This is a genomic window from Nocardia tengchongensis (assembly GCF_054781395.1).
Genome location: NZ_BAAGUM010000006.1, coordinates 516,390 through 540,681, shown reverse-complemented (window position 1 = coordinate 540,681; position 24,292 = coordinate 516,390). Strand labels below are relative to the sequence as shown.

The window sequence follows — 24,292 nt, the reverse complement described above, 5'->3', positions numbered from 1 at the left end:
CCATCGGGTGACGGGTCGATGGCGGGCGACGGGGCGACCATCACGCCGCGTCAGCTCGCCGACGCGCTCGGCCTGCCCCCGCCCACCGAGGAACAGGCCGCCGTCATCGCCGCCCCGCCCGGCCCGACCCTGGTGGTGGCCGGCGCGGGCGCGGGCAAGACCGAGACCATGGCAGCCCGCGTGGTCTGGATGGTGGCCAACGGTTTGGTGGAACCCGACCAGGTGCTGGGCTTGACCTTCACCCGGAAAGCCGCCCAGCAGCTCACCACTCGCATCCGCACCCGCCTGGCCCGGCTGGCGGGCGCGCCCGTGGTGCGCGACCTCGACCCGACCGGCCGGCTGCGCGCCCAGCTCACCGCCGCCGAACCCGAGATCAGCACCTACCACTCCTACGCGGGCCGCCTGCTCACCGAATACGGCCTGCTGCTGCCGGTCGAACCGACCGCCACCCTGCTCACCCAGACCCAGCTGTGGCAGCTCGCCTACCGTGTGGTCTCCACCTGGGACGGCGACCTGGACACCGACCGCAGCCCGGTCGGCGTCACCGAGGCGGTGCTCGCCCTGTCGGGCCAGCTCGCCGAGCATCTGGTGCACCCGCGCGAACTGGCCACGGCCCACCTGGAATTGGAACGCCTCGTCCACACCCTGCCCGCCGGACCCCGTCAGAAGGGCGGCCCCAAACGAGCCCTGCTCGACATCATCGAAGCCCAGCAGGAGCGCGTGGCCCTGCTGCCCTTGGTGGATCGCCTCGCCGAGGAACTCCGCCGCCGCGGCGCGCTGGATTTCGGTGCGCAGATGTCGCTGTCGGCCCGCCTGGCCGCGACCCACCCGGAAGTCGGTGCGGCCGAACGAGACCGCTTCCGTCTGGTCCTGCTCGACGAGTATCAGGACACCGGCCACTCGCAGCGCATCCTCCTGTCGGCCCTGTTCGGGGCGGCGGCCGACGAGACCGTCGTGGACATGGAAAGCGCAGCGCCGCACAGGAATACGGCCGCGAGACACGACGACTCCGCGGATATCCCACGACCAGTCGACGGGCAAGCGACCCCGCGGATCGCCGGTGCGGACGATCCCCGTGCCCACGGCACATCCGGCGACTCGGCCGGCGCACAGACGCACCGACACCGGCTGGCGGTCACGGCGGTCGGCGATCCGATGCAGTCGATCTATGGCTGGCGTGGGGCGTCGGCGGCCAACCTGCCGCGCTTCACCACCGACTTCCCCAGTGCGCCAGGGATTCCCGCGCCCGTGCTGCCGCTGCTCACCAGCTGGCGCAATCCGCCCGAGGCGCTGGACCTGGCCAACCTGGTGTCGGATCCGCTGCGGGAGCGCGCGGCGCGGGGTGGGGGAGTGACGGTGGACGCGCTGCGACCACGCCCCGACGCCACCGCCGGGCTGGTCGCGCTGGCGCTGGCGGAAACCGTTGCGGAGGAACGGGACTGGGTGGCCGAGCGGATCGCCGCGGAATGGGCCGAGGCGCGAGAGGCGGAGAACCCGCCGCCCACCTCCGCGGTCCTGGTGCGGCGCAATGCCGACGCCGCGCCGCTCGCCGAAGCCCTGCGCGAACGCGGACTGCCGGTGGAGATCGTGGGCCTGGGCGGGCTGCTGCACACGCCCGAGGTCGCCGACATCGTCGCCACCCTGCGCCTGATCGCCGATCCCGCGGCCGGCAGTGCGGCGGTACGCATCCTGACCGGTGCACGCTGGCGCATCGGCGTCTCCGACATCGCGGCCCTGTCCCGGCGCGCCCGCGAACTGTCCATCCGCCGCCCCGCCGGGCAGACCGACGCCATCACCGACACCGCCACCCTCGACGAGGCGCTGCGCGAGGTCGCGCCCGAACCCGCCGAGAAGGCGGGCCTCGGCGACGCCATCGCCGATCCCGGTGACGCGGAACAGTATTCGGCGCAGGGCTTCGCCCGCATCGTGGCGCTGGGCCGGGAGCTGTCGGCGCTGCGCGAGCGGTCCGGGCAGCCGCTGGCCGAACTGGTCGCCGACGTCGAACGCACCATCGGCGTCGGCGTCGAGACCCAGGCCCGCCGCACCCACGCCGCCGCCGGCCGCGAACACCTGGACGCCTTCGCCGAAGTGGTCGCCGGATACACCGCCGACCACCGCTCCTCCCTGACCGGCCTGCTCGACTTCCTCGCCGCCGCCGAGGAGGTCGAGAACGGCTTGGAGCCCGGCGAAGTGGAGGTCGCGCACGACCGGGTGCAGGTGCTCACCGTGCACGCCGCCAAGGGCCTGGAATGGGAGGTGGTCGCGGTCCCGCACGTGGTGGACGGCACCTTCCCCTCCGGCACCGGCACCGCCACCTGGATGGGCGCGCTCGCCGAACTGCCCACCACGCTGCGCGGCGACCGCGCCCAGGAGGACGCCACCGACGGCGTCCCCGTCCTCGACCTGACCGACCTCTACGACCGCGCCGACCTGGAACGCGCCCTCGACGACCACAAGAAGGCCCTCGCCGCCCGCCGCCTCGACGAGGAACGCCGCCTGTTCTACGTGGCCCTCACCCGCACCGAGCGCGCCCTGTTCGTCTCCGCCCACCACTGGGCCGAGACCGGCTCGAAACCCAAGGGGCCCTCCGGTTTCCTGCTCGAACTGAAGCGCGAGACCGAGACGCCCGGCTCGGCGCTGTCCGGCGGCGTCGACATCGACCGCTGGGACGACCCGCCCCTGCCCGGCACCCCCAACCCCTTCACCGACAACCCGCAGACCGCGACCTGGCCGCGCGACCCGCTCGGCTCCCGCCGCGAATTCGTGGAAGAAGGCGCGGCCCTGGTCAAGGCGGCGCTGGAGGTGCTGCGCGAGGAATCGAAGCCCGAGCAGATCGAACTCGACTTCGGCCCCGGATTCGGCGACGCGGCAACCGATCCCGAATCCGCCGAGGACGATCCCGCGGACGACGATCCCGCGGACGACGACCCCGACGGCGAGGACCCCGAGGGCTGGGCCGAGGACGTCGACGCCCTGATCGCCGAGCATCGCGCCGCCGAACAAGCCGTCCGCGAGGTGGAACTGCCCGGCCAGCTCGCCGCCACCGCCCTGGTCGACCTGCGCGCCGACCCCGCGAAACTGGCTGCGCGCCTGCGCCGTCCGCTCCCGTACCCGCCCAGCCCCTACACCCGCCGCGGCACCGCCTTCCACGCCTGGCTGCAACGCTGGTTCGCCGGTGCGCGCCTGCTCGGCTTCGAAACGCTGCCCGGCGCGGCCGATGTCGCCGACACCGACGCCGACCTGATGCGTCTCCAGGAAGCCTTCCTCGCCTCCCCGTGGGCCGATCGCAATGCCGTGGACGTGGAGGTCTCCTTCGAAACCACCATCGCGGGCACCGTGATTCGCGGCCGCATGGACGCCGTCTTCCGCCGGCCCGACGGCGCCTGGGTCATCGTGGACTGGAAGACCGGCGCGGAACCCCGGCGCGGGGAAGAGGATTCGGTCGCCGTGCAGCTGGCGGTCTACCGGCTGGCATGGGCCAGGCTGGAGTCCGCGCGCAGCGGCCGCGCCGAATCCGACGTGCTGGCCGAGACCTTCGCGGCCTTCCACTACGTCCGCTCCGGCCGCACCATCGCCCCCGCGCACCTGCCCGGCCCGGCCGAACTCGCCGCCATCATCACGACCGCGGCCCCCCGCCGCCGCGCCCCGGAACCGCCGCTCCCCGACGAGCCCCCGCTTCCCGACGAACCCGACTTCGATGATCCGGGGCCCGACGAGCCCATCGAAGTCGAACTGCTGCGCCCCCGGCCGACCGAGCCGCCGGACCCAGAAGCGTCACCCGGCATCAATGCGACATCGGATTTCGCGATGCCGCTCGTTCCCGAGACGCCACCGGCGCACGCGCCACTGCCCCCGCAGGACGCGTGGACGTCCGAGGGTTCGCGGCGGGATGCCGTGTCCGACTTCGACTTCCCGCCGGAATTCGAACCGCCGCCGGACCCGGAATCGCTGCCGCCGGATCCGTCGGCTTGATCGGCCACGGCCATCCCCGGTCGCTCGGGCTGTACGACGGGCCCGGTGATTTCGGGCCGGTCGGCCCCCGCATCGCGACGCGCCCCCGGTCGAACCGTGGTGCGCGGCGGTTCGCCCGGTACGCTCCGGACCTGTGCCGCTGCCAGAAGTGTCGACGTGTCGATCTCGAGAATTGAACGGTGATTCGCGTGATCGGTGATTCGTCGTCGCGTGGATTGGCCGGGCTGACCGAACGGCCCGACTTCGCGCTCGTCGGGGTGCTGCGCATCCCGTCCGCACAGTCCAGTCCGTGGTATTCGCTGGTACGGCGAGTGGGCCTGGCCGTGCTGCTGCTGGCCGGGGCGACCCTGGTGGTGTACGTCGGCCGCGACGGCTACCACGACAATGCCCGCGAGCACATGAGGCTGCTCGATTGCGCGTACTACGCGACCGTGTCCCTGTCGACCACCGGCTACGGCGACATCACCCCTGTCACCCCGAGCGCGCGGCTGATCAATATCCTCGTGGTCACCCCGCTGCGGATCATGTTCCTCATCGTCTTGGTCGGCACGACCCTGGCCGTGCTCACCGAACGATCCCGGCAGGCGTTCAAGATTCAGCGATGGAGGCGCACCGTGCGTAATCACACCGTGGTAGTCGGCTACGGCACCAAGGGCCGCACCGCCGTGGACGCCATGCTCGCCGACGGCGCGCAGCCGAGCGACATCGTGGTGGTGGACACCGACCCGCAGGTGCTCGAATTCGCCGCCAACGCCGGGCTGGTCACCGTGCAGGGCTCGGCCACCAAGTCGGATGTGTTGCGGCTGGCCGGAGTTCAGCACGCCGCGGCCGTGGTGGTCGCCGCCAACCGCGACGACACCGCCGTGCTGGTCACCCTGTCCGCCCGCGAGATCAACCCCAAGGCAAGGATTTCCGCGGCGGTCCGGGAGGCCGAGAACACCCACGTGCTGCGGCAGTCCGGCGCGGATTCGGTGGTGGTGTCCTCGGAGACCGCCGGCCGCCTGCTCGGCATCGCCACCACCAAGCCCACCGTGGTCGACATGATCGAAGACCTGCTCACCCCCGACGCCGGCTTCGCCATCGCCGAACGCGACGTGGAATCCGAGGAGGTCGGCGGATCCCCGCGCCACCTGCGCGACATCGTGCTCGGCGTGGTCCGCGAGGGCCGGCTCATCCGGGTCGGCGACCCGGAGACAGACGCCCTCGAGGCCCGCGACAAGCTGCTGTATCTGCGGCGCGTCCACGCCTGAGTGACGCCCCCGTCTAGTCTCGGGGTGTGTCAGGTTTTGAGCTCAATGCGGTTCCGGTGCTGTCGCGTACCTCGCTCGACCGCGCGGAACACCTCCGCTCCGACGAACAGGCCCTGAAAGAGGGCTGGCCGCAGGCCAAACTCCTCCGGATGAACAAACGCGGCCAGGTCCGCATCGAGCAGGGCGGCGTGGTGCTCGACGCCGCGCTCACCCTCGCCCCCGAACGCGCCCCCGAGGCCGTCTTCCTCGGCGTCGACGGCGACACCCACCTGTGGGCGGTGCGCGACAACACCATCGAGGGCGAACTGGCCGACCTGCGCGCCTTCGGCGCCACCCTCGACCTCGACGACTTCGGCACCGGCCTGCTGGCCACCGCCATCGCCGTGCTGAACTGGCACGACAAGGCCGCCTTCAGCGCGGTCGACGGCAGCCCCACCGCGTCCGCCAACGGCGGCTGGTCGCGGATCAGCGCGACCGGGCACGAGGACTTCCCGCGCACCGATCCGGCCGTCATCTGCCTCATCCACGACGGCGGCGACCGCGTCCTGCTGGCCCGCCAGCACACCTGGCCGGCCGGATTGTTCTCGCTGCTGGCCGGTTTCGTGGAGGCGGGGGAGTCGCTGGAGCGCTGCGTCGAACGCGAGATCAAGGAGGAGGTCGGCGTCGACGTCCGCGAGATCCGCTACCTGGGCAGCCAGCCGTGGCCGTTCCCGCGCTCACTCATGCTGGGCTTCGCCGCCCTCGGCGACCCGGACCAGCCGCTGGCCTTCCACGACGGCGAGATCGCCGAGGCGTACTGGTTCACCAAGGCCGAGGTGCGGGAGGCCCTGGCCGCGGGCGCGTGGGGCTCGCCCACCGGAGCCACCGGCGGCGCGGCGAAACTGCTACTGCCGGGGTCGATTTCGATCGCGCGGACCATCGTCGAATCCTGGGCCGCCGAAAACTGAGCTCGGACAACGGGAAGCCGCACACCTGACGGGTGTGCGGCTTCTTCGGTATGTGGGGCCTCAGCCGATGGCGGCGAGGGCTTCCTTGACCTGAACCAGGGTCGGGTTGGTGGCGGTCGAGCCGTCCCGGTACTTCACGGTCGGCACAACGTGATTGCCGTTGTTGACGCTGCCGACGAACTCGGCGGCCTCCGGGTGGTCTTCGATGTCGATCACCTCGTAGGTGATCCCGGCCTCGTCGAGCTGGGTCTTGAGGCGGCGGCAGTAGCCGCACCAGGTCGTCGAGTACATGGTCAGATCGGTAGCAGTCACGGTCGGTGCAACATACTCGCCGTCGATCGTGTTCCTGTCGCGGGGTCGGGTGTGAGCGGATCGACCCTGTTCGGAACCGATCGGAGATCAGGGGTTGACGGGTGAATAGTAAGCGCGCATACTAATTGCATGACGTTCATCGCTGAAGCCTCCGCCACCTCGACCGCCGCTCCCGCCGCCTTCTTCGCCAAGTGGGCCGACATGGCCACCTGGCCCGAATGGAACCAGGACACCGAGTGGGTCACCCTCGAAGGCCCCTTCGTCCAGGGCGCGACCGGCGTTCTCAAGCCCAAGGGCGGACCCAAGACCAAGTTCGTGGTCACCAAGCTCACCGACACCGAGTTCATCGACTCGTCCAAGCTGATCGGCGCGCGGCTGATCTTCGCCCACGAGATCGCCACCATCGCTGGCTGCACCACCGTCACCGTCCGCGTCACCATGGAAGGTCCGCTGCGCGGGCTCTGGAACAAGATCATGGGCGGCGGGCTGCGCGACTCGCTGCAGCGCGATGTCGACGCCCTGGTCGAGGCCGCCGAGGCGGTGCGGGTATGAGCACCAGGTACTGGCTGGCCGTGGTCTCCCGCGACCACGTCCGGCGCGGCGTGGAACTCGGCTTCGCGCAAGCCAATCACGGCAAACGCGCCGCGGTCGAACGGATGAGCGCCGGCGACGGACTCGTCTACTACTCGCCCCGCACCGGCATGCGCGAGGGCGAACCGATCAAATCCTTCACCGCCCTCGGCACCATCGCCGAGGGCCCGGCCTGGCAGGTCGAAGAACTCGGCGGCTGCTTCCGCCCCTGGCGGCGCGCGGTCGACTACGACCGCGACGCCCGTCAGGTCCCCATCGACGATCTGCGCACCGAACTGGACCTGACCAGCGTCCCCAACTGGGGCATCGTGTTGCGGCGCGGCCTGGTCGAACTCACCGCGCACGACTTCGAACTCATCTCCCGCGCTATGGTCGGCCAGTGACGAATGGCGGACTACACACGGAGTTCGACGACGCCGACGAAAGCCCCGGTCTCTTGCTCTGGCAGGTGACCAATCGCTGGCAGGCCGCGCAACGCGCGGCCCTCGCCCCCTTCGACCTGACCCACGTCCAATTCGTGCTGCTCGCCGCCCTGACCTGGCTCACCGGCCGGTCCGGCGGCGACCCCGTCACCCAGCGCGACGTCGCCGACCAGGCCGCCACCGACCCCATGATGACCTCCCAGGTGCTGCGCACCCTGGAACAGAAGGGCCTGCTCGAACGCCACGACCACCCGACCGACAAACGCGCCAAATCCCTGCTCCCCACCGAAGCCGGAGCCGCCCTGGTCAATCGCGCCATCGGCGCGGTCGAAGGCTGCGACCGAGAATTCTTCGAACCCCTCGGCGACCAGACCCCCCGCTTCACCGCCGCCCTGCGCCGACTACGCGACCGCGACTCCGACTGAGCCCGAACCGGTTGTGGCGTAACTGATCCGAGCGGCCGGATGTCAGGCCGCTGACCCTCGCGGGACCCGGCGCGGGCGGTCGGGGCCGGAACTGTTGCCCCACTTGCCCGCCGCCCAGGTCTCCCACAGCAGCGGCCAGATCACCAGCGCCGCCACCGCGCCGACCAGGGGCAACGCTGTCAGATGCGGGGCGAAGAAGCCGAGCAGGACGGCCAGCACCGCGCACGGCAGGGGCCAGACCAGCGTCCATCGCCAACCCGCGCCACTGCGCACGCCGCTCAGGCCGATCACCGCGAAATAGCATGCGGCGCCGCCGCACAACGCCCAGCCGACACCTGTACTCAGGTGTCCGTGCGCGTGGTCCAGCGCCAAGCCCAAGCCCGCCGCGAGCGTGGCCAGGCCGCCGGTGATGCCGCAGTGGGTGAGCATGATGCGCTGCCAGGGCTCGTCGGCGCCGGCGGCGGCCTCGGTCATCAGACGGGGCACGAAACCGAACAGCAGGGTCAGCGCCCAGAGCCCGGCCAGGATCACGAACGCCGCGAAGGCCAGGCCCAGCACGGCCGCCGCCATCAGGCCCAGACCCAGCATCGCGGCCAGCATCAACGCCACCCGGGTCTGGTCGCGGGCGATATTGCCGTACAGGGTGATACAGGCCCAGACCATCCAGAACGCCAGGTAGAGCACCACATACAGGCCCACGTCACCCAGCGACGGCCCGCGATGCAGCAGGTGCGTCAACTGACCGATGCCCGCCACCGCGACCAGGTCGAAGAACAACTCCATCCAGCTCGCGTGGCGCTCGTGCGTCCCCGATGTCTCGGCGCTCCCGGCATCGGGCGTCTCAGGCGTCTCATCGACCACGTCCGCACGCTAACGCACCATTCGCCGCATCGGCCCGATCCGGTGCCGCCACGACGGCGCCGTTTCACGCCACCGCGCGGATGGCCGCCGACTGTGTCGGAGTGCGCTGTCATGATGGAGCGCGTGACTGCCGCGACCACCCAGGCCCAGCTCCGGCTCGACGACCTCGATGCCGAGCAGGCGGCGGCCGTGCGCGCACCCCGGGGACCGGTCTGCGTGCTGGCCGGCGCGGGCACCGGCAAGACCCGCACCATCACCCATCGCATCGCGCACCTGGTCTCGGCCGGGCACGTACGGGCCGATCAGGTGCTGTCGGTGACCTTCACCGCCCGCGCGGCGGGGGAGCTGCGGAACCGGTTGCGGGCGCTGGGGTTGAGCGGGGAGGCCGGGCAGGTGCAGGCGCGCACCTTCCACGCGGCCGCGCTGCGGCAGCTCAAATACTTCTGGCCGCAGGTCGTCGGTGACGTGCCGTGGCGGCTGATCGACGGCAAGTTCCCGATCGTGGCCCAGGCCGCGGGCCGCGCGGGCCTGCCCACCGACACCGACAGCCTGCGCGATCTGATCAGCGAGATCGAATGGGCCAAGGGCTCGCTCATCGCGCCCGAGGACTACGCCGGCGAGGTGGGCCGCCGCCACCGCGACGTGCCCTACGAGGCCAAGAAGGTCTCGGCGGTCTACACCTACTACGAGGCGCTGAAGAACACGCCCGACGGTCTGCTGCTCGATTTCGACGATCTGCTGCTGCACACCGCCGCCGCGTTGGAGGACTACTCCTCGGTGGCCGAGGAGTTCCGCGGCCGCTACCGGTGTTTCGTGGTGGACGAATACCAGGACGTCACCCCGCTGCAGCAGCGGGTGCTCGACGCCTGGCTCGGCGACCGCGACGATCTGACCGTGGTCGGCGACGCCAACCAGACCATCTACTCCTTCACCGGCGCCAGTCCGTCCTTCCTGCTGGACTTCTCGCGGCGCTTCCCGGAGGCCACGGTGGTCCGCCTGGAACGCGACTACCGCTCCACCCCGCAGGTGGTGTCGCTGGCCAACCGGGTGATCGGCGCGGCCCGCGGCCGCATCGCGGGCACCCGGCTGCAACTCATCGGCCAGCGCCCCGACGGCCCGGAACCGGCGTTCGCCGAATACGACGACGAACCCGCCGAGGCCGCCGCGGTCGCCAAGGCGGTCGCCAAACTCCTCGGAAAAGGTGTTCCCGCAGCGGAAATCGCCATCCTGTACCGCATCAACGCGCAGTCGGAGGTCTACGAGCAGGCGCTCACCGAGGCGGGCATTCCGTATCAGGTGCGCGGCGGCGAGGGCTTCTTCCAGCGTCCCGAGGTGCGGCAGGCGGTGTCCGCGCTGCGCACCGCCGCCAATCGCGACGACCTGCCCGACGCGCGTGGCGCCAAGCTGGTCACCCTGGTGCGCGCGGCCCTGGCCGGGGTCGGGCTCACCAAGGAGGAACCGGTCGGCGTGCAGGCCCGGGAGAAATGGGCCTCACTGGTGGCGCTGGTCGCGCTCACCGAGGAACTCGCCGAGGCCGAACCCGAGCTCGACCTGAGCGGGCTGCTGCGCGAGCTGGCAGCCCGCGCCGAGGCCCGGCACCCACCGACCGTGCAGGGCGTCACACTGGCCTCGCTGCACGCGGCCAAGGGCCTGGAGTGGGACGCCGTCTTCCTGGTCGGCCTGGCCGACGGCACCATGCCCATTCAGCATGTGCTCGGCCCGGATTCGACGGTGTCCGACGAGGCCGCCCTGGAGGAGGAGCGCCGGCTGCTCTACGTCGGCGTCACCCGCGCGCGAGAGCATCTCCAATTGTCCTGGGCGCTGGCCCGATCCGCAGGCGGGCGCAAGGTGCGCCGCCGCTCCCGGTTCCTGATCGGCCTGGTCCCCGACGACTCCCCGGCCTCGCGCATCGCCACCCACACCACCGAGCGCCCCAGCGGGCCCAAACGGGTCCACCCGACCTGCCGGATCTGTGGCCGCCCGCTGCTGAACACCCAGGCCACCATGCTCGGCCGTTGTTCGCGCTGCCCGGCCGACGTGGACACCGGACTGCTCGAGGCGCTCAGGGAGTGGCGCAAGGAGAAGGCCGACGAGCTGAAGGTGCCCCATTTCGTGGTATTCAGCGATACGACCTTGACAGCCATCGCCGAACAACGCCCGGCCGACGATCGTGCCCTGGTCGCGATACCCGGGATCGGCGCGAAGAAGCTGCAGACCTACGGCGCGGACGTGCTCGCCGTTGTGAGGTCGAAAACCGCAGGTCAAAAATAGGTTGTGTGTATCTGTATGGATACCTAATGTGGTTCAGGTGCACAGGGGAAGACCCCGCGCGCACCGAGTACTGATCGCAAACGAGTGAAGGAGGGAGGCAGACCAATGAACAACAACGCATGCATCGCATCGACCGGCATCAGTGCCGGCCGCGTCAGCATGACGTCCGTCATGTCCGTTGCGCCCGTCTCCCTGGGGATCCTCGCTTCGCAGGGGATTCGTCTGTCCGGCATGGGTGGCGATCTTGGTCTTCAGGTCTTTGCAAGCAAAGCCCAAGCGGATCAGCAGATCGTGATCAAGCAGGACAAGCCCGAGGGCTACTGGTTCCCGGCAGCGGCAGTCGTTGACAGCAACGCCGTCGCCGTCGAAACCGTCACAGGCGCAACCGGATCCGAGCGACCGGTGCATCTGCTGGCAGCCCGCCCCAACACCACCGACCCAGCGTCCGTGAACAGGAGTCGACACCGAAGTCGACTCAGGTAGGGATTCACTCCCAGACCTCCTGGCCACGGATCGCGACAGACGCGAAACCGTGGCCATTGTTTTATCGGCCTCCAGCCACGGCACCGGTTTCGCGAAACCTACGAACGACCGATGCACGAGCTGAAGGAGAACGACGTGTCCACCACGGTCATCCGTGAACGAGTGACATGCCGCAACACCGTGGCCAACACGACCGCCCGCACCCGCCGGACGGTCACGATCAGCGTCCCTTGCCGCGCCGGCAACCCGGACCTCTGGTTCGCCGAGTCCCCGGCCCAGCTGGAAGAGGCGAAGGCGCTGTGCGCCAGCTGCCCGATCCGTCAGGGCTGCCTGTCCGCCGCGCTGGATCGCGCCGAGCCGTGGGGTGTCTGGGGCGGTGAGATCTTCGACCAGGGTGTCGTGATCGCCCGCAAGCGCCCGCGTGGCCGCCCGCGCAAGGTCGCGGTGGCATGACCGCCCCGGCTTCCGGGGGACTAGTACGCATACGGCCCGCTTACCTGAAGGTAGGCGGGCCGTTTTGCGTCGCAACGACTTTCGGCCGGGACTAGCCGGCGGCGCGGCGGGTTTCGGCGTAGCCGGGGACCCAGTCGTTCATCAGTTTCATGAAGGGGACTTCGGCGTCGAGCTGGGCGCAGATGCCGACCGAGCCGCCCAGGACCCGGAAGATCATCACGTGTTCGGCCGGAAGTTGCAGGGAGCGCGCCGTTTTGATCATCTCGGCATTGGAGATGTCGGTGGCCTTGCCCGCCACGCGCTGCATCCAGCGCCGGGTGAAGTGGAAGGTCTCGGTCCGGATGGGGTCGGTGAAGGGGCGGAGATAATCTTGAATCTCCTGGATGCTCACCGTCTTTCCGGGGATGACCCAGCCGTGATCGTGCAGCAGCGCCACCACTTCGTCGTAGCGCTCCTCGGCCTCGAGCGCCACCAGTTCACCCAGGACCTTGGGGAAGCCATTGGGCAGCGGCGCGCACGCGCCGTAGTCGATGACCGCGAGCCGGCCGTCCTCGAGCATCATGAAGTTGCCCGGATGCGGATCGGCGTGCAGCAGGCCCGCGATGGCCGGTGAGCTGAAATGGAATTCGCCCATCAGCGCCGCGACCCGATTGCGCAGCTCGACGGTGCCTTCCGGATCGGCCATGCCGCGCTGGATGATCTGCGAGACCGGGGTGGCGTTGTCGAGCCACTCGGTGACGATCACCTTCGGGGCGCTGGCCACCACCTTCGGCACCACGAAGCGCGGATGCCCGTTGAAGGCCTTGGCGAACTGCCGCTGGTGCCCGGCCTCGATGCGATAGTCGAGCTCTTCCTCGGTGCGCTCGCTGATCTCGGCGAGAATCGGCTTGATGTCCGCGCCCGGGATCAGCGCGCCCATCATGCCCGCCATCCGGTTCAGTGTCTTGAGATCGGCGCGCAGCGCCTCGTCGGCGCCCGGGTACTGCACCTTCACCGCGACCACCCGGCCGTCGGACCAGACCGCCTTGTGCACCTGGCCGATGCTCGCCGACGCGGTGGGCTGGTCGTCGAATTCCCGGAAGCGTTGCCGCCAGCCGGTTCCCAGCTGCTGATCGAGCTGCCGGTGCACGGCCGCCACCGGCATGGGCGGCGCGGCGGCCTGCAGTTTGGTGAGCGCCTCGCGGTAGTGCTCGCCGAACTCCTCGGGGACGGCGGCTTCCATCACCGACAGCGCCTGGCCGAACTTCATGGCCCCGCCCTTGAGCTCACCGAGCACCGCGAAGAGCTGTTCGGCGGCCTTCTGGTTCAGCTCGGCGTTGATCTCCTGCTTGTCTCCCCCGGCAAGTTTGCGGCCGAATCCGACAGCCGCCCGCCCCGCGATGCCGAGCGGAATCTTGGCCAGCTTGGCGTTGCGGGAGGAGCGCTTGCTCACAATCTCTGACACGTTCCCATCATGCCGATGTCCCAGACGGTTCGCCATGGGATTCGGGTGTTCTGCCGGGTAGCGGGCGGGAGTGGTTTCCATCACACCACCGCGCTCGCGCCGCAACCGCAGTCCGGGTGCGCCGGCCAGGGCCGCCGATCCAGGTGCGGGGTCTCCGGATCCCACTCCAGGGTGGCGTTCAAACTCGCAGGTGGACGCTCCGCGGGGCCGCGGGACACGGTCTCGATCTCGCGCAGTGCCAGGGCCGCGGTCAGGGCGATCACCGCGGGGGAGGCGCAACCGACCCGGCCCAGCAGCTGCGCGGCCAACTGCGGCCAGGCCGGTTCGGCGGCGGTGCGGTACAGATCCGCGCAACGCAGGCAACCGGTTTCGCCCGGCAGCACCAGCGGGCCGACGATGCCGCGACCGTCCCGGAGGCGTACCTGCAGATGTGGGATACGGCGGCGCATGAGGTCGGCGACCAGGCCCGGATCGGGCACCAGGGTGTCGGACAGCACCAGCAGATCCGGGCGTTCCGCCGCGCTCCCGCCCCGGCCCGGGGCGCCCGGGTGTCCGTGGGAGTGCTTGGCCCGCAGCCCGATTCGGTGCAGCCCGTCGAGCAACGCGTCGGCCAGCGGGCCGCGCCCGTGCACGCGCACCACCCGCAGCCGGGCGCGCGGTTCCGGGGCCGCCAGCAGATCGGCGGCCGCCAGTTCGCGCAGGAGCGAGCGCGTGTGCTCGATCTCGAAGCCCAGTTCCCGTGCCCGCCAGAGGATCTCGGACTCGGCGCGGGAACCGTCCAGCAGCCGCAGCAGCGCGGGCACCGCGTCGACGGGACCGGGCGGCCGCAGAAAGACCGCGTGCTCCGGACTCCAACCCAACTGCACCACGCCATTCGGGCGTATCAGCACGGTGATCCGGGGATGCAGCATCGGGCTCCGGTCGACCGTCGCCGCGGCACGGTCGGATGCCGCTGTCGTTCGCGAAGCCGCGCTGGTCCCTGCTGTATCCGCGCTGATGCGTGGGGGAGTTGTGCTGGTGCGAGGGCCAGTTGTGCTGGTCTCCGCGAGAGCCGCGCCGGTCCATGGCGGAGTTGCGCTGGTGCGTGGGGGAGCGGTGCTGGCGCGTGGGGGAGTGGCGCTGGTCTGCACAGGAGTCGCGCTGGTGCGTGGGGAGGTCGCTGCCGTCATGTACACAGCCTGCGCGCCCCCGGAAACGCGGAAACCCGCGAAAATGCTTGTTCATCAGCGCTTTCGCGGGTTATCCACAACTTCTACTTCGGGTCTTGCCCATCCGATTCGTCCGGCTTTGCCTCGGTGTCGGCGGCCTTGGCCTCCTTCTCGGCCCGCTCCCGCGCCTCCGTCTCGGCCAGCTGCGCCAGCGGATCGTCGAACACGGTCGAGCCGCCGCCCAGCATCGAGTCGATGAAGCCGGCGGGCGAGTCCAGGTCGGAGGAGTCGGGCAGCAGATCCGGGTGCGCCCAGACGCCGTCCCGCTTCTCCAGCCCGGTGTCGGCGGTCAGCCGCCGCCACAGCGCCGCGGCCTCGCGCACCTTGCGCGGCCGCAACTCCAGGCCGACCAGGGTGGCGAAGGTCTGCTCGGCCGGGCCGCCGGTGGCGCGGCGGCGGCGCAGCGTCTCGGCCAGCGCGCCGGCGCCGGGCAGCCGATCGCCCACGGCGTCGGTGACCACGGTTTCCACCCAGCCCTCGATCAGGGCCAGCAGGGTTTCCAGCCGCTCCAGCGCCGCCTTCTGCTCGGGCGTGGTCTGCGGCTCGAAAGTGCCCTGGGACAGCAGCTCTTCCAGCTTCGACGGATCCTGGGCGAGGGTCATCGGGTCCAGGCCCGCGGCGGCCTGCTCGATGGCGGAGAAGTCCATCTTGATGCCGCGCGCGTAGTCCTCGACCGCACCCAGCACCTGCTGGCGCAGCCACGGCACGTGCGCGAACAGCCGCTGGTGGGCGGCCTCACGGGCGGCCAGATAGACCAGGATCTCGCTTTCGGGCTGCTCGAGCCCGGCGCTGAATTCGGAGATGGCCGCGGGCAGCAGCGCCGAGATGCCGTCGGGGCCCAGCGGCAGCCCGATGTCGGTGGAGGTCAGCACTTCCTTGGCGAGCTGGCCCAGGGCCTGGCCCAGCTGCGAACCGAAGGCGAGCCCGCCCATCTGACCCAGCATGCCCATCATCGGCCCCGCGAATTCGCGGGCCTCGGCGGGCAGCGTCGCGGTCCACATGCCCGAAACCTGTTCAGCCACCGGATCACACAGCCGCTTCCAGGTGGGCAGCGTCTCCTCGATCCAGTCGTTGGCGGTCCAGGCGACGGTCTTGGTCGCGCCCGCCGGGAAGGTGGTCGCGGCGTCGAGCCACAGTTCCGCCAGGTGGGTGGCGTCGTTCACGGCGCTCTGCGTGGTCGCGGACACGGGCGTGACGGACGCGCCGAGCTGCTGGCGGGCCAGCCGTTTGGCGATGTCGTAATTGACCGGTCCGGCCTGCGCCGCGCCCGGCTGTCCCATGCTGGAGAACATGGCACCCAGCTGCGAGAGCATCTGACCGAGTTGCGAGGGATCGAATCCGCCACCGCCCGGGCCGCCCATGCCGAACCCGAACGGGTTGTTCGCACCAGAACCGCTGGACTCGTCACCGGGCTTGCGCTCCGGATCGTCGTCGCGATTCGAGAATCCGAACGGCATATCACTCATACCCACTACGGTACTGGAGCCGCGGATCACGCGAACCGCCGAGCGGAGCGCGGCAATGGCCTCGATGACCAGTACCCTTGGCCGCGTGAACCGTCGGATATTCACCCTGCTCGCCGCTCTGATCCCGATTCTGACGCTGGGCATCGTAGGCAGTGTCGTCACCGTGCCCTTTGTGGCGCTCGGACCTGGGCCGACCTTCAATACGCTGGGTGAATTCGACGGCAAACAAGTGGTTGACGTGCAGGGCGCGGAGCTGAAATCGGCTTCCGGCAATCTGAATATGACGACTGTCTCAGTTCGCGATCAGCTGAATATCTTCGACGCGTTCCGCCTGTGGATCGACGGTGAACACGGATTGGTGCCGCGCGCGGAGGTGTATCCCCCCGGGCAGACGCGTGACGATGTGGACAAATCCAATCAGCAGCAGTTCAAGGATTCCGAAGACTCCGCGGAATTGGCGGCTTTCAACTATCTGAAGCTGCCGACCGCGGTGCAGCTCGCGAATGTCTCCGACGACGGCCCCGCCAAGGACGTGCTGCGCAAGGGCGACGAACTGGTGACCGTCGACGGCAAGCACATCGTCACCGCCAAAGACGTTGTGGCCGCCGTGTCCTCGGTGAAGCCCGGCACCACCATCGGCGTGGTCTTCCGTCGTGACGGCGTCGAGCAGACCGCCGAGATCACCCTGGCCCCGCGCCCGGACGACTCCGGCAAGGGCTACCTCGGCATCACCCCCGACGAGATCTCCAAGGGCCCGGTCAAGGTGGCGTTCAACCTCGGCGAGATCGGCGGCCCCTCGGCCGGACTCATGTTCACCCTGGCCGTGATCGACAAGCTGACCACCGGTGACCTGTCCGGCGGCAAGTTCATCGCCGGCACCGGCACCATCGACCCGGACGGCAAGGTCGGCCCGATCGGCGGCATCCAGTACAAGATGATCGCCGCCCGCGAGAAGGGCGCCGAGACCTTCCTGGTCCCGGCCGCCAACTGCAACGAGGCCGCGCAGCGCACCCCCGCGGGCCTGCGCCTGGTGAAGGTCGAGAACCTCACCGGCGCGGTTCAGTCCCTGGAGGACATCAACGCCGGCAAGGACGTTCCGAGCTGCGGCTGACCGCCTAGAGGAACTCGTCGGGGTCGTTCTCGAGGGTGTGCCGCAGCGCCTCGACCAGATTCGGGGCCAGGTTCGGCGCGGTGCGCAGTTCCAGATCGCCGAAGGGGTCCTCATCTTCGTCCTCGCCGGGACGCACCTGCAGCAGCGACAGCGAGGTGCCGTCCCGCAGCACGCCCACGAACAGCCGCGCGTCGCGGCGTTCGGCGTGGGTCAGCGCCGCCTGACGTCCGGCCTGGTCGGCGGCGTCGCGGTCGGCGAGCAGCGGGGCGATGGCCTCGTCGAGGCTCTGTTCGGCGGTGGGCGGCAGCACCACGATCTGCTGCACCAGCACACAGCCCTCGACCGAGGCGGGCCAGCTGGTGGTGCCGAGGAATTCGTCGAGCGCCATGGCGTCCGCCTCGCCCATGATGTCCTCGGGGAAGGGCTCCTGCGCAATGGGAGTCAGCGCGTCCTTCTCGTCGAGCTGATCCAGCAGCGCGGGCTCGGCGGCGACCAGGTCCGCGGTCGGGACCAGCGCGAACATCTGCGGCGGCCGATCCCAGCCCTCGCCGTCGACATACTCCGCTACTTCCCGAATACACCGGTACAGGGCCGAGGCCGCCCACTGCTCTGGATTCACCCGGCCATCCTCGCATCCCGTGAATACCGGTCCCACCCGGCACGTGTTGGGCCGCGCGGCGGGCGTTTTACGTAGAGTGGGGCGCGAACGGTCCCCTGGGACCGACTCGCATCATCGGACTCGACGTCCGGCGCCGGTTTTCCCGGTTCGGACGTCGCCGGACCCTGGGAGAGTGGCACGTGGGCATGCGCCCCCCGACCGGCTTACCCTCGCTGTCGCGACGCAGCCGCATTCTGCTCGTCACGGCCCTGGTGCTGGCGGCCCTGTTACTGGTCGGCCCCCGGCTCACCGACGCCTATACCAACTGGTTGTGGTTCGGGGAGGTGGGATTCCGCAACGTCTACCACACCGTGCTGCTCACCCGGGTGCTGTTGTTCCTGGTGGTCGCGGTGGTCGTGGGGGCGATCATCTGGCTGGCGCTGCTGCTGGCCTACCGCACCCGTCCGGTGTTCGTGCCGGTCAGCGGGCCCGGTGATCCGATCGCGCGCTACCGCACCACGGTGATGAGCCGGCTGCGCCTGTTCGGGCTGGGCATTCCGCTGCTCATCGGCGTGCTGTCGGGTCTGGTGGCGCAGTCGAGCTGGGTGACGGTGCAGCTGTTCCTGCACGGCGGCGACTTCGGCGTCCAGGACCCGCAGTTCCATCTCGACGTCGGCTTCTACGCCTTCGACCTGCCGTTCTACCGGATGGTCCTGAACTGGCTGTTCGTGGCGGTGGTCATCGCGTTCTTCGCGAACCTGGTGGCGCACTACGTGTTCGGCGGGCTGCGGCTGTCGGGGCGCGAGGGCACGCTCAGCAATTCGGCGCGGGTGCAGCTGGCCATCCTGGCCGGAATCTTCGTGGCGCTCAAGGCCGTCGCGTACTGGTTCGACCGCTACGCGCTGCTGTCGAGCACCCGTAAGGAGCCGACCTTCACCGGCGGTTCCTACACCGATATCAACGCGGTGCTGCCGGCCAAACTGATTCTGCTGTCCATCGCGGTCATCTGCGCCATCGCCTTCTTCGCCGGAGTCGTGCTGCGCGACTTGCGGATTCCGGCCATGGCGGCGGCGCTGCTGGTGCTGTCGTCGGTGCTGGTGGGCGCGGTGTGGCCGCTGCTGGTGGAGCAGTTCTCGGTGCGCCCGAACGCGGCCACCAAGGAGCGCACCTACATCGAGCGCAATATCGAGGCCACCCGCGCCGCGTACGGGCTCACCCCGGACAAGGTCGAGTACGTCAACTACAAGGGTGTCGCGACCAACGAACAGGTCTCCTCGCCCGCGGACCAGCAGACGATCAAGAACATCCGTCTGCTGGATCCGAACCTGCTGACCCAGACGTTCATTCAGCGCAACCAGCAGCTGCAGAACTTCTACGGCTTCCCCGATCCGCTGGACATCGACCGCTACACCGTCAACGGTGAACTGGGCGACTACGTGGTGGCGGCGCGCGAACTGCAGCCGCAGAACCTGTCGGAGAACCAGACCAACTGGCTCAACAAGCACACCGTGTACACCCACGGCAACGGTTTCGTGGCCTCGCCCGCCAACAAGGTGAACGCGGCCCCGCCCAAGGAATCCCAGCAGGCCGGGCAGAGCGCGGGCAGCACCGATTCCAACGGCGGCTACGGCTATCCGGTGTTCACCGTCGGCGACATGTCCACGGTCAGCGACCTGATCACCAAGAAGGCCGGGCTCAAGGAGGCCATTCCGGTCGAGCAGCCGCGCATCTACTACGGCGAGCTGATCTCCAAGAGCGACGCCGACTACGCCATCGTCGGCGCCAACGGTCAGACCCCGCGCGAATACGACACTCCCACCGACCAGTTCACCTACAACGGTGCGGGCGGCGTGAAGATCGGCAACTGGTTCAACCGGGTGGCCTTCGCGGCCAAGTACGCCGAGCGCAACATCCTGTTCTCGGGCGCCATCGGCTCGGATTCGAAGATCATCTTCAATCGCAATCCGCGCGAACGGGTCACCAAGGTCGCGCCGTGGCTGACCGCCGACGGCAATGCGTACCCGGCCGTGGTGAAGGGCCGCATCGTCTGGATCGTGGACGCCTACACCAGCCTCGACAACTACCCGTACGCGCAGAAGACGCCGCTGGACGGTGCGGTCGAGGACAGCATCGATCAAGCTACGGGGCGTCTACTACCGCGCAAGGAAGTCTCCTACATCCGCAACTCGGTGAAGGCGACGGTCGACGCCTACGACGGCACCGTCTCCCTCTACGAGGTGGACAAGACCGACCCGGTGCTGAAGGCCTGGGAGGGCGTGTTCCCGAACTCGGTGAAGCCGGAGAGCGAGATCTCCGACGAACTGCGTTCGCACTTCCGCTATCCCGAGGACCTGTTCAAGGTGCAGCGCGAGATGCTCGCCAAGTACCACGTGGACGATCCGGTGGAGTTCTTCAACGGCAACGCCTTCTGGTCGGTCCCCAATGATCCGACCCAGGAGGGCGCGGCCAGCAGCGCGCATCAGCCGCCGTACTACGTGCTGCTCGGCGACCCGAAAACCGGTAAGCCGCAGTTCAATCTGACCAGCGCCATCGTGGGCTACAAGCGGAACTACATGTCCGCCTACCTGCAGGCGAATTCGGATCCGACGAACTACGGCAAGCTGACGGTGCTCAAGTTGCCCGCGGATTCGCAGACCCCGGGCCCGGGACAGACGCAGACGTCCATGACGACGGCCGATCAAGTGTCCAGAGACCGGAACCTGTTGACCGGCGGCAATGTCAACAAGATCAAGTACGGCAATCTGCTGACCCTGCCGGTCGGTGACGGCGGCATCCTCTACGTCGAACCCTGGTACCTGGAACGCAATACCGGCGGCCCCAACGCCCCGTCGTTCCCGCAGCTGGTGAAGGTCCTGGCCAGCTACCGCGACAAGGTCGGCTACGGCGCGACGGTCAAGGAAGCCCTCGACCAGATCCTGCCCGCCGCCGGCAATGCCGCGACCGACCAGCCCGGCCAGACGGTTACCCCGCCCACCCAGGGCGCGACGCCGCCGGCCAATCCGCCTCCGCCGACCGGATCCACCGGTAAGGACGCGGCGGTCAAGCAGCTCGACGACGCGTTGCGGGCAGTCCAGGACGCCCAGAAGTCCGGCGACCTGGGCGCGTTGGGCAAGGCGCTCGAGCAGTTGCAGAACGCCGTGAACAACTACCAGAAGGCCGGCGGCTGACCGTGGCCGGCTGACCTGAAAGGCGCTGACATCTCGTGGATGTCAGCGCCTTTCGCGTCTCTGCGTGCGGTCAGGCCCGAACGCCCAGCGGACTCGGCGCTCCGGTCGCCTTCACCGTCGCGAGCACCGGCGTGGTCTCGAGCGCATGGATGGCGTCGAAGGACCCCAGCCGGTGGGTCAGATACCGGTGCAGCGCCGCCGGATCCGGGCACAGGGCCTCGACGATCAGATTGGTGCGGCCCGTGGTCGCGGCCACGAAGGCCAATTCCTCGTGCCCGGACAGGGCTTCGGCGACGGTGTCCAGCTGTCCCGGGGCCACCGTCGCCCACAGCAGGGCGCGGGTGGTGACGTCGAAGACCCGGTCGTCCACCTCGACATCCAGATAGAGCGCGCCGGTCGCCCGCAGATCCGCGATGCGGCGGGCGAGGGTGGACTGCGACCAGCCGGTGCCGGCCGCCAGATCGGCGAGCGTTGCGCGGCCGTCGGCGCGCAGGGCCGCGAACAGTCGTGCGTCGGCAGTAGAGATCGGCCGATGGCCGCCGGTCGGGGCCGGTGGCAACAGCTTTCGCCGCTGCCCGACGTCGAGGACGGTGAGTCGTCCCGGCCAGGCGGTCGGCCCGCCCAAATAGGTGTGCAGCACATAGTGCGCCGAGATACCGGTGATCGCGGAGGTCCTGGGCAGGTCATCGAGCAGCAGCGCGGGGGCGCCGGGTCCCGGGCCGTCGACGATGAGGAACACCTCGGTGCCGCCGGAGGTGAGCATCACCCAGCTGGTGTCATCGCGTCCGGCCAAGGCCCTGGCCAGTTTTCGCGCGGCGGCGGGTGCGCAGGTGAGACGAACCAGCCACTGCGTCGTGCCGGTGCGCCCCGGGTCCGGCAGGCCGACCACTCGCAGCCCGAACTCGGTGCGCAGGCGGCGATAGCGGCGGGCGACGGTCTGGGTCGAGACGCCGAGCACCTCGCCGACGCGTGTGAACGGCGCGCGCCCATCGATGTGCAGGGCGTGCACGAGGCCGCGATCCACTTCGTCGAGCATGGAAGAAATCATCACAGATCGAGACAATGTGGAAAATGCTGCCGACCGGTTCGCGCTGAATGGTCTTCTTCTCGCCCCGTTCGCACGATGGGGGAGCGGGATGCCCCCGCTGAGCGACGAACGGAGTACCCATGTTTCTCGTTACCGGTGCCACCGGCACCGTCGGCCGCGCCGTGATCGATCATCTGCTGGCCGAGGGTCTGCCGGTGCGAGCGATCACCCGCCGCCCCGAGGCTGCCCGGCTGCCCGCGGAGGTCGAGGTGGTGCGCGCGGACCTGAGTGACGCCGCGAGCCTGCCGGCCGCCCTGGCCGGTGTCGATCGCGTGTTCCTCTCGACCGCGGGACCCGAGATCGCCTCGCACGACGCGAATCTCGCGGCCGCGGCGGCAGTGGCGGGTATCGGCCGGATCGTGAAACTCTCCTCCGGCCGGGCCGGTGACGTGGCCGCCGCCGATCCGATCCCGGCCTGGCATCGCGCGGGCGAGGAGGCCGTGCGCGCGAGCGGGGTGGCGTGGACGATGGTGCGGCCCATGGGCTTCATGTCCAACGTGCTGCACTGGACGGGCTCGATTCGCGAATCCGGTACGGTCCGTGCGCCTTTCGGGCAGGGCCGGATCGCGGTCGTCGATCCCCGCGACATCGCCGCCGTCGCGGTCGCGGCGCTGACCGAGCCGGGGCATGCCGGACAGGTCTACACGGTGACCGGTCCCGAGGCGTTGTCGGCGGCGGAACAGACCGCTGTGCTCGCCGAAATCCTAGGCCGCCCACTGCGATTCGAGGAGATCACGCCGGAGCGGGCGCGGGCCGATCTGGAGCGGTTCGGTGTCGAGCCCGAGCTGGCCGCGGCCATCATGGCCTTGCGGGCGACGGCGCTGGAGTCGTTCACCTCGGTGGTGCATCCGACGGTCGCGGCGGTGACGGGCCGGGCACCGCGAAGCTTCCAAGAATGGGCTTTCGAATATCGCGCGAAATTTACTGCCGCACAATAAGAATTGTTGCCCTGATATAGCGAATGGTGCCGCATCGCCATTGATGCAGCACCATTCCATAACTTCCGGAAAGGAAGGAGATGCGGGGGCTACTTGCCCCAAGTCTCGATGAGGCCGGCGTTCGAGGCGAGGATCTGGTTGTACTGATCCTGCATGCCCAGCTGCCCGGCGACGGTGTTGGCGACGACCTTGGCCTGGTCGATCAGGGCCTGGCGGTCGGTGGGGGCCGCGGGCGCGGCGGGGGCCACCGGTTCGGGGGCGGGCGCGGGTTCGGGCTCGGAGGTGCCCGCGCGCAGGTACTGGCCGCAGACCGGCCAGGCGCCGACGCCCTGGGAGGCCAGCACGTTCTCGGCCACGCGGATCTGCTCGGCCTTGCTGGCATTGGAGGCGCTGCCGGCGCCGCCGTTGGCGGCCCAGGTGCTCTGCGAGAACTGCAGACCGCCGTAGTAGCCGTTGCCGGTGTTGATGCCCCAGTTGCCGCCGCTCTCACACTGGGCGACGCCGTCCCAGTCGTGTGCCGGAGCGGCGGAGGCGGTTGCGGTGAAGCCGAACGGGACGGCAACAAGTGCGCCTGTGACGGCGGCGAGGCCGAGGGCGCGGGTGTTGATCTTCCGGTTCTGTTTCATGTGTTTTTCCCTCCCTGTGCCGACCGGCCCGGCGCGGATGCTCCGCCGTGGTCCCTGTCCCCAGGAGTCGGGGTGCTCGACCGCGGGACAGGGTTTCCGGAGTGCAGCGGTTCGAGTCGGAGCCCATCGCAGGTTTGATCCGGGCCGGGACTGACGATAACGAGTAAATCTCGGCAGATCACGTCTTGATAACTTCAGAATTGCATGAAGCGAATGACCGAAAAATCGGCTTCGATGCAGGTTGGCTATGCTGCAAATGCCAAACCAGAGCGGTCTGTTATCTACCCGTGATGTGACTCGAATCACCGGGAATTTGTGGCACCGGTCACGTTTTCGGCGCATGCTCACGGCCGAACGCACGCGCGAGCCTCTCAAACGGAAGATTTTCACACCGATTCCTCCGCTTAATGGGCAACCGTCCGGTCTGGTTCGCGGCGCAAGCTCTCACGCCGACGTTTCCAAACCCCCCGAAATCCCGTCTGACCAGACGATTTGGTGCATCTGCTCGCCCGTGTGTAATGTTGTGTTCACCGACGCGGGGTGGAGCAGCTCGGTAGCTCGCTGGGCTCATAACCCAGAGGTCGCAGGTTCAAATCCTGTCCCCGCTACTAGTGGCCCCGGGCCGAAGATCGAGAGATC

20 protein-coding genes and 1 tRNA gene are annotated in these 24,292 nt (G+C 69.3%); 13 read left to right on the top strand and 8 right to left on the bottom strand.

The window, feature by feature from the left end; translation table 11 throughout:
* Positions 1-18 precede the first annotated feature (18 nt).
* The 3 genes from ACYVKL_RS13575 to nudC all read left to right on the top strand — a co-directional run bounded on the left by ACYVKL_RS13575 (position 19) and on the right by nudC (position 6,169).
* Complete coding sequence (locus tag ACYVKL_RS13575; RefSeq protein WP_379165708.1) at positions 19-3,972, top strand: ATP-dependent helicase; 3,954 nt, start codon at positions 19-21, stop codon at positions 3,970-3,972.
* Positions 3,973-4,154: 182 nt separating this feature from the next.
* Entirely contained in the window at positions 4,155-5,222 is a 1,068-nt protein-coding gene (locus ACYVKL_RS13570; protein WP_379165707.1) for a potassium channel family protein, read from the top strand.
* Between the two features lie 26 nt (positions 5,223-5,248).
* A complete protein-coding gene (gene nudC / locus ACYVKL_RS13565) occupies positions 5,249-6,169 on the top strand; it encodes an NAD(+) diphosphatase (RefSeq protein WP_379162948.1) in 921 nt (306 codons plus the stop codon).
* A gap of 60 nt (positions 6,170-6,229) precedes the next feature.
* Here nudC and ACYVKL_RS13560 read toward each other — a convergent pair whose 3' ends face one another.
* Positions 6,230-6,481, bottom strand: coding sequence for a mycoredoxin (locus ACYVKL_RS13560; RefSeq protein ID WP_357191667.1), 252 nt, complete (start codon positions 6,479-6,481; stop codon positions 6,230-6,232).
* 129 nt (positions 6,482-6,610) lie between these two features.
* Between ACYVKL_RS13560 and ACYVKL_RS13555 the strand changes: the two genes are divergently transcribed.
* The 3 genes from ACYVKL_RS13555 to ACYVKL_RS13545 are packed head-to-tail and all read left to right on the top strand — an operon-like array spanning position 6,611 to position 7,919.
* Entirely contained in the window at positions 6,611-7,033 is a 423-nt protein-coding gene (locus ACYVKL_RS13555; protein ID WP_213559799.1) for an SRPBCC family protein, read from the top strand.
* Positions 7,030-7,455, top strand: coding sequence for an EVE domain-containing protein (locus ACYVKL_RS13550; protein WP_379162944.1), 426 nt, complete (start codon positions 7,030-7,032; stop codon positions 7,453-7,455). Before ACYVKL_RS13555 ends, ACYVKL_RS13550 begins: the two co-directional genes overlap by 4 nt.
* Positions 7,452-7,919 carry a MarR family winged helix-turn-helix transcriptional regulator gene (locus ACYVKL_RS13545; RefSeq protein ID WP_213559801.1) on the top strand — a complete coding sequence of 156 codons (468 nt, stop codon included), beginning with the start codon at positions 7,452-7,454 and terminating at the stop codon, positions 7,917-7,919. The genes ACYVKL_RS13550 and ACYVKL_RS13545 overlap by 4 nt, the downstream gene beginning before the upstream one ends.
* 42 nt (positions 7,920-7,961) lie before the next feature.
* Here the strand turns inward: ACYVKL_RS13545 and ACYVKL_RS13540 are convergent, their stop codons facing one another.
* Positions 7,962-8,780: a low temperature requirement protein A gene (locus ACYVKL_RS13540; protein ID WP_379162940.1), complete on the bottom strand. Its 819-nt coding sequence runs from the start codon at positions 8,778-8,780 to the stop codon at positions 7,962-7,964.
* Between the two features lie 114 nt (positions 8,781-8,894).
* Here ACYVKL_RS13540 and ACYVKL_RS13535 point away from each other — a divergent pair, with 114 nt between their 5' ends.
* From ACYVKL_RS13535 to ACYVKL_RS13525, 3 genes are all read left to right on the top strand, one after another.
* A complete protein-coding gene (locus tag ACYVKL_RS13535; protein WP_379165706.1) occupies positions 8,895-11,051 on the top strand; it encodes an ATP-dependent DNA helicase UvrD2 in 2,157 nt (718 codons plus the stop codon).
* Positions 11,052-11,156: 105 nt separating this feature from the next.
* Positions 11,157-11,534 (top strand): hypothetical protein, encoded by a 378-nt coding sequence (locus ACYVKL_RS13530; RefSeq protein WP_379162938.1) that lies wholly within the window; start codon positions 11,157-11,159, stop codon positions 11,532-11,534.
* A 111-nt stretch (positions 11,535-11,645) separates the two neighbouring features.
* The gene (locus tag ACYVKL_RS13525; protein ID WP_213559803.1) at positions 11,646-11,987 is read left to right on the top strand and encodes a WhiB family transcriptional regulator; all 342 of its coding nucleotides are present in this window, start codon (positions 11,646-11,648) and stop codon (positions 11,985-11,987) included.
* A gap of 91 nt (positions 11,988-12,078) precedes the next feature.
* Here the strand turns inward: ACYVKL_RS13525 and ACYVKL_RS13520 are convergent, their stop codons facing one another.
* The 3 genes from ACYVKL_RS13520 to ACYVKL_RS13510 form a co-directional block, all read right to left on the bottom strand.
* Entirely contained in the window at positions 12,079-13,467 is a 1,389-nt protein-coding gene (locus ACYVKL_RS13520) for an ABC1 kinase family protein (RefSeq protein ID WP_379165705.1), read from the bottom strand.
* A gap of 44 nt (positions 13,468-13,511) precedes the next feature.
* Positions 13,512-14,342, bottom strand: coding sequence for a TOMM precursor leader peptide-binding protein (locus tag ACYVKL_RS13515; protein WP_379162935.1), 831 nt, complete (start codon positions 14,340-14,342; stop codon positions 13,512-13,514).
* A gap of 341 nt (positions 14,343-14,683) precedes the next feature.
* Positions 14,684-16,105, bottom strand: a complete 1,422-nt coding sequence (locus ACYVKL_RS13510; RefSeq protein ID WP_379162932.1) for a zinc-dependent metalloprotease — start codon at positions 16,103-16,105, stop codon at positions 14,684-14,686.
* Positions 16,106-16,190: 85 nt separating this feature from the next.
* On the opposite strand from ACYVKL_RS13510, the gene ACYVKL_RS13505 reads away from it, so the two are divergent.
* Positions 16,191-17,216: a YlbL family protein gene (locus ACYVKL_RS13505; protein ID WP_213559805.1), complete on the top strand. Its 1,026-nt coding sequence runs from the start codon at positions 16,191-16,193 to the stop codon at positions 17,214-17,216.
* A 4-nt stretch (positions 17,217-17,220) separates the two neighbouring features.
* On the opposite strand, the gene ACYVKL_RS13500 is transcribed toward ACYVKL_RS13505, so the two are convergent.
* On the bottom strand, positions 17,221-17,835 hold the full coding sequence (locus ACYVKL_RS13500; protein WP_379162929.1) for a PPA1309 family protein: 615 nt from the start codon (positions 17,833-17,835) through the stop codon (positions 17,221-17,223).
* A gap of 179 nt (positions 17,836-18,014) precedes the next feature.
* Between ACYVKL_RS13500 and ACYVKL_RS13495 the strand changes: the two genes are divergently transcribed.
* Positions 18,015-21,002 (top strand): UPF0182 family protein, encoded by a 2,988-nt coding sequence (locus ACYVKL_RS13495; protein WP_379162925.1) that lies wholly within the window; start codon positions 18,015-18,017, stop codon positions 21,000-21,002.
* A gap of 70 nt (positions 21,003-21,072) precedes the next feature.
* Here the strand turns inward: ACYVKL_RS13495 and ACYVKL_RS13490 are convergent, their stop codons facing one another.
* Positions 21,073-22,038, bottom strand: a complete 966-nt coding sequence (locus ACYVKL_RS13490) for an Lrp/AsnC family transcriptional regulator (RefSeq protein WP_379162922.1) — start codon at positions 22,036-22,038, stop codon at positions 21,073-21,075.
* 131 nt (positions 22,039-22,169) lie between these two features.
* Between ACYVKL_RS13490 and ACYVKL_RS13485 the strand changes: the two genes are divergently transcribed.
* Positions 22,170-23,027 carry an SDR family oxidoreductase gene (locus tag ACYVKL_RS13485; protein ID WP_379162919.1) on the top strand — a complete coding sequence of 286 codons (858 nt, stop codon included), beginning with the start codon at positions 22,170-22,172 and terminating at the stop codon, positions 23,025-23,027.
* An 89-nt stretch (positions 23,028-23,116) separates the two neighbouring features.
* On the opposite strand, the gene ACYVKL_RS13480 is transcribed toward ACYVKL_RS13485, so the two are convergent.
* Positions 23,117-23,653 (bottom strand): transglycosylase family protein, encoded by a 537-nt coding sequence (locus tag ACYVKL_RS13480; RefSeq protein WP_379162916.1) that lies wholly within the window; start codon positions 23,651-23,653, stop codon positions 23,117-23,119.
* A 534-nt stretch (positions 23,654-24,187) separates the two neighbouring features.
* Here ACYVKL_RS13480 and ACYVKL_RS13475 point away from each other — a divergent pair.
* A tRNA-Met gene (locus ACYVKL_RS13475) sits at positions 24,188-24,261 on the top strand.
* The last annotated feature ends 31 nt before the right edge of the window (positions 24,262-24,292 follow it).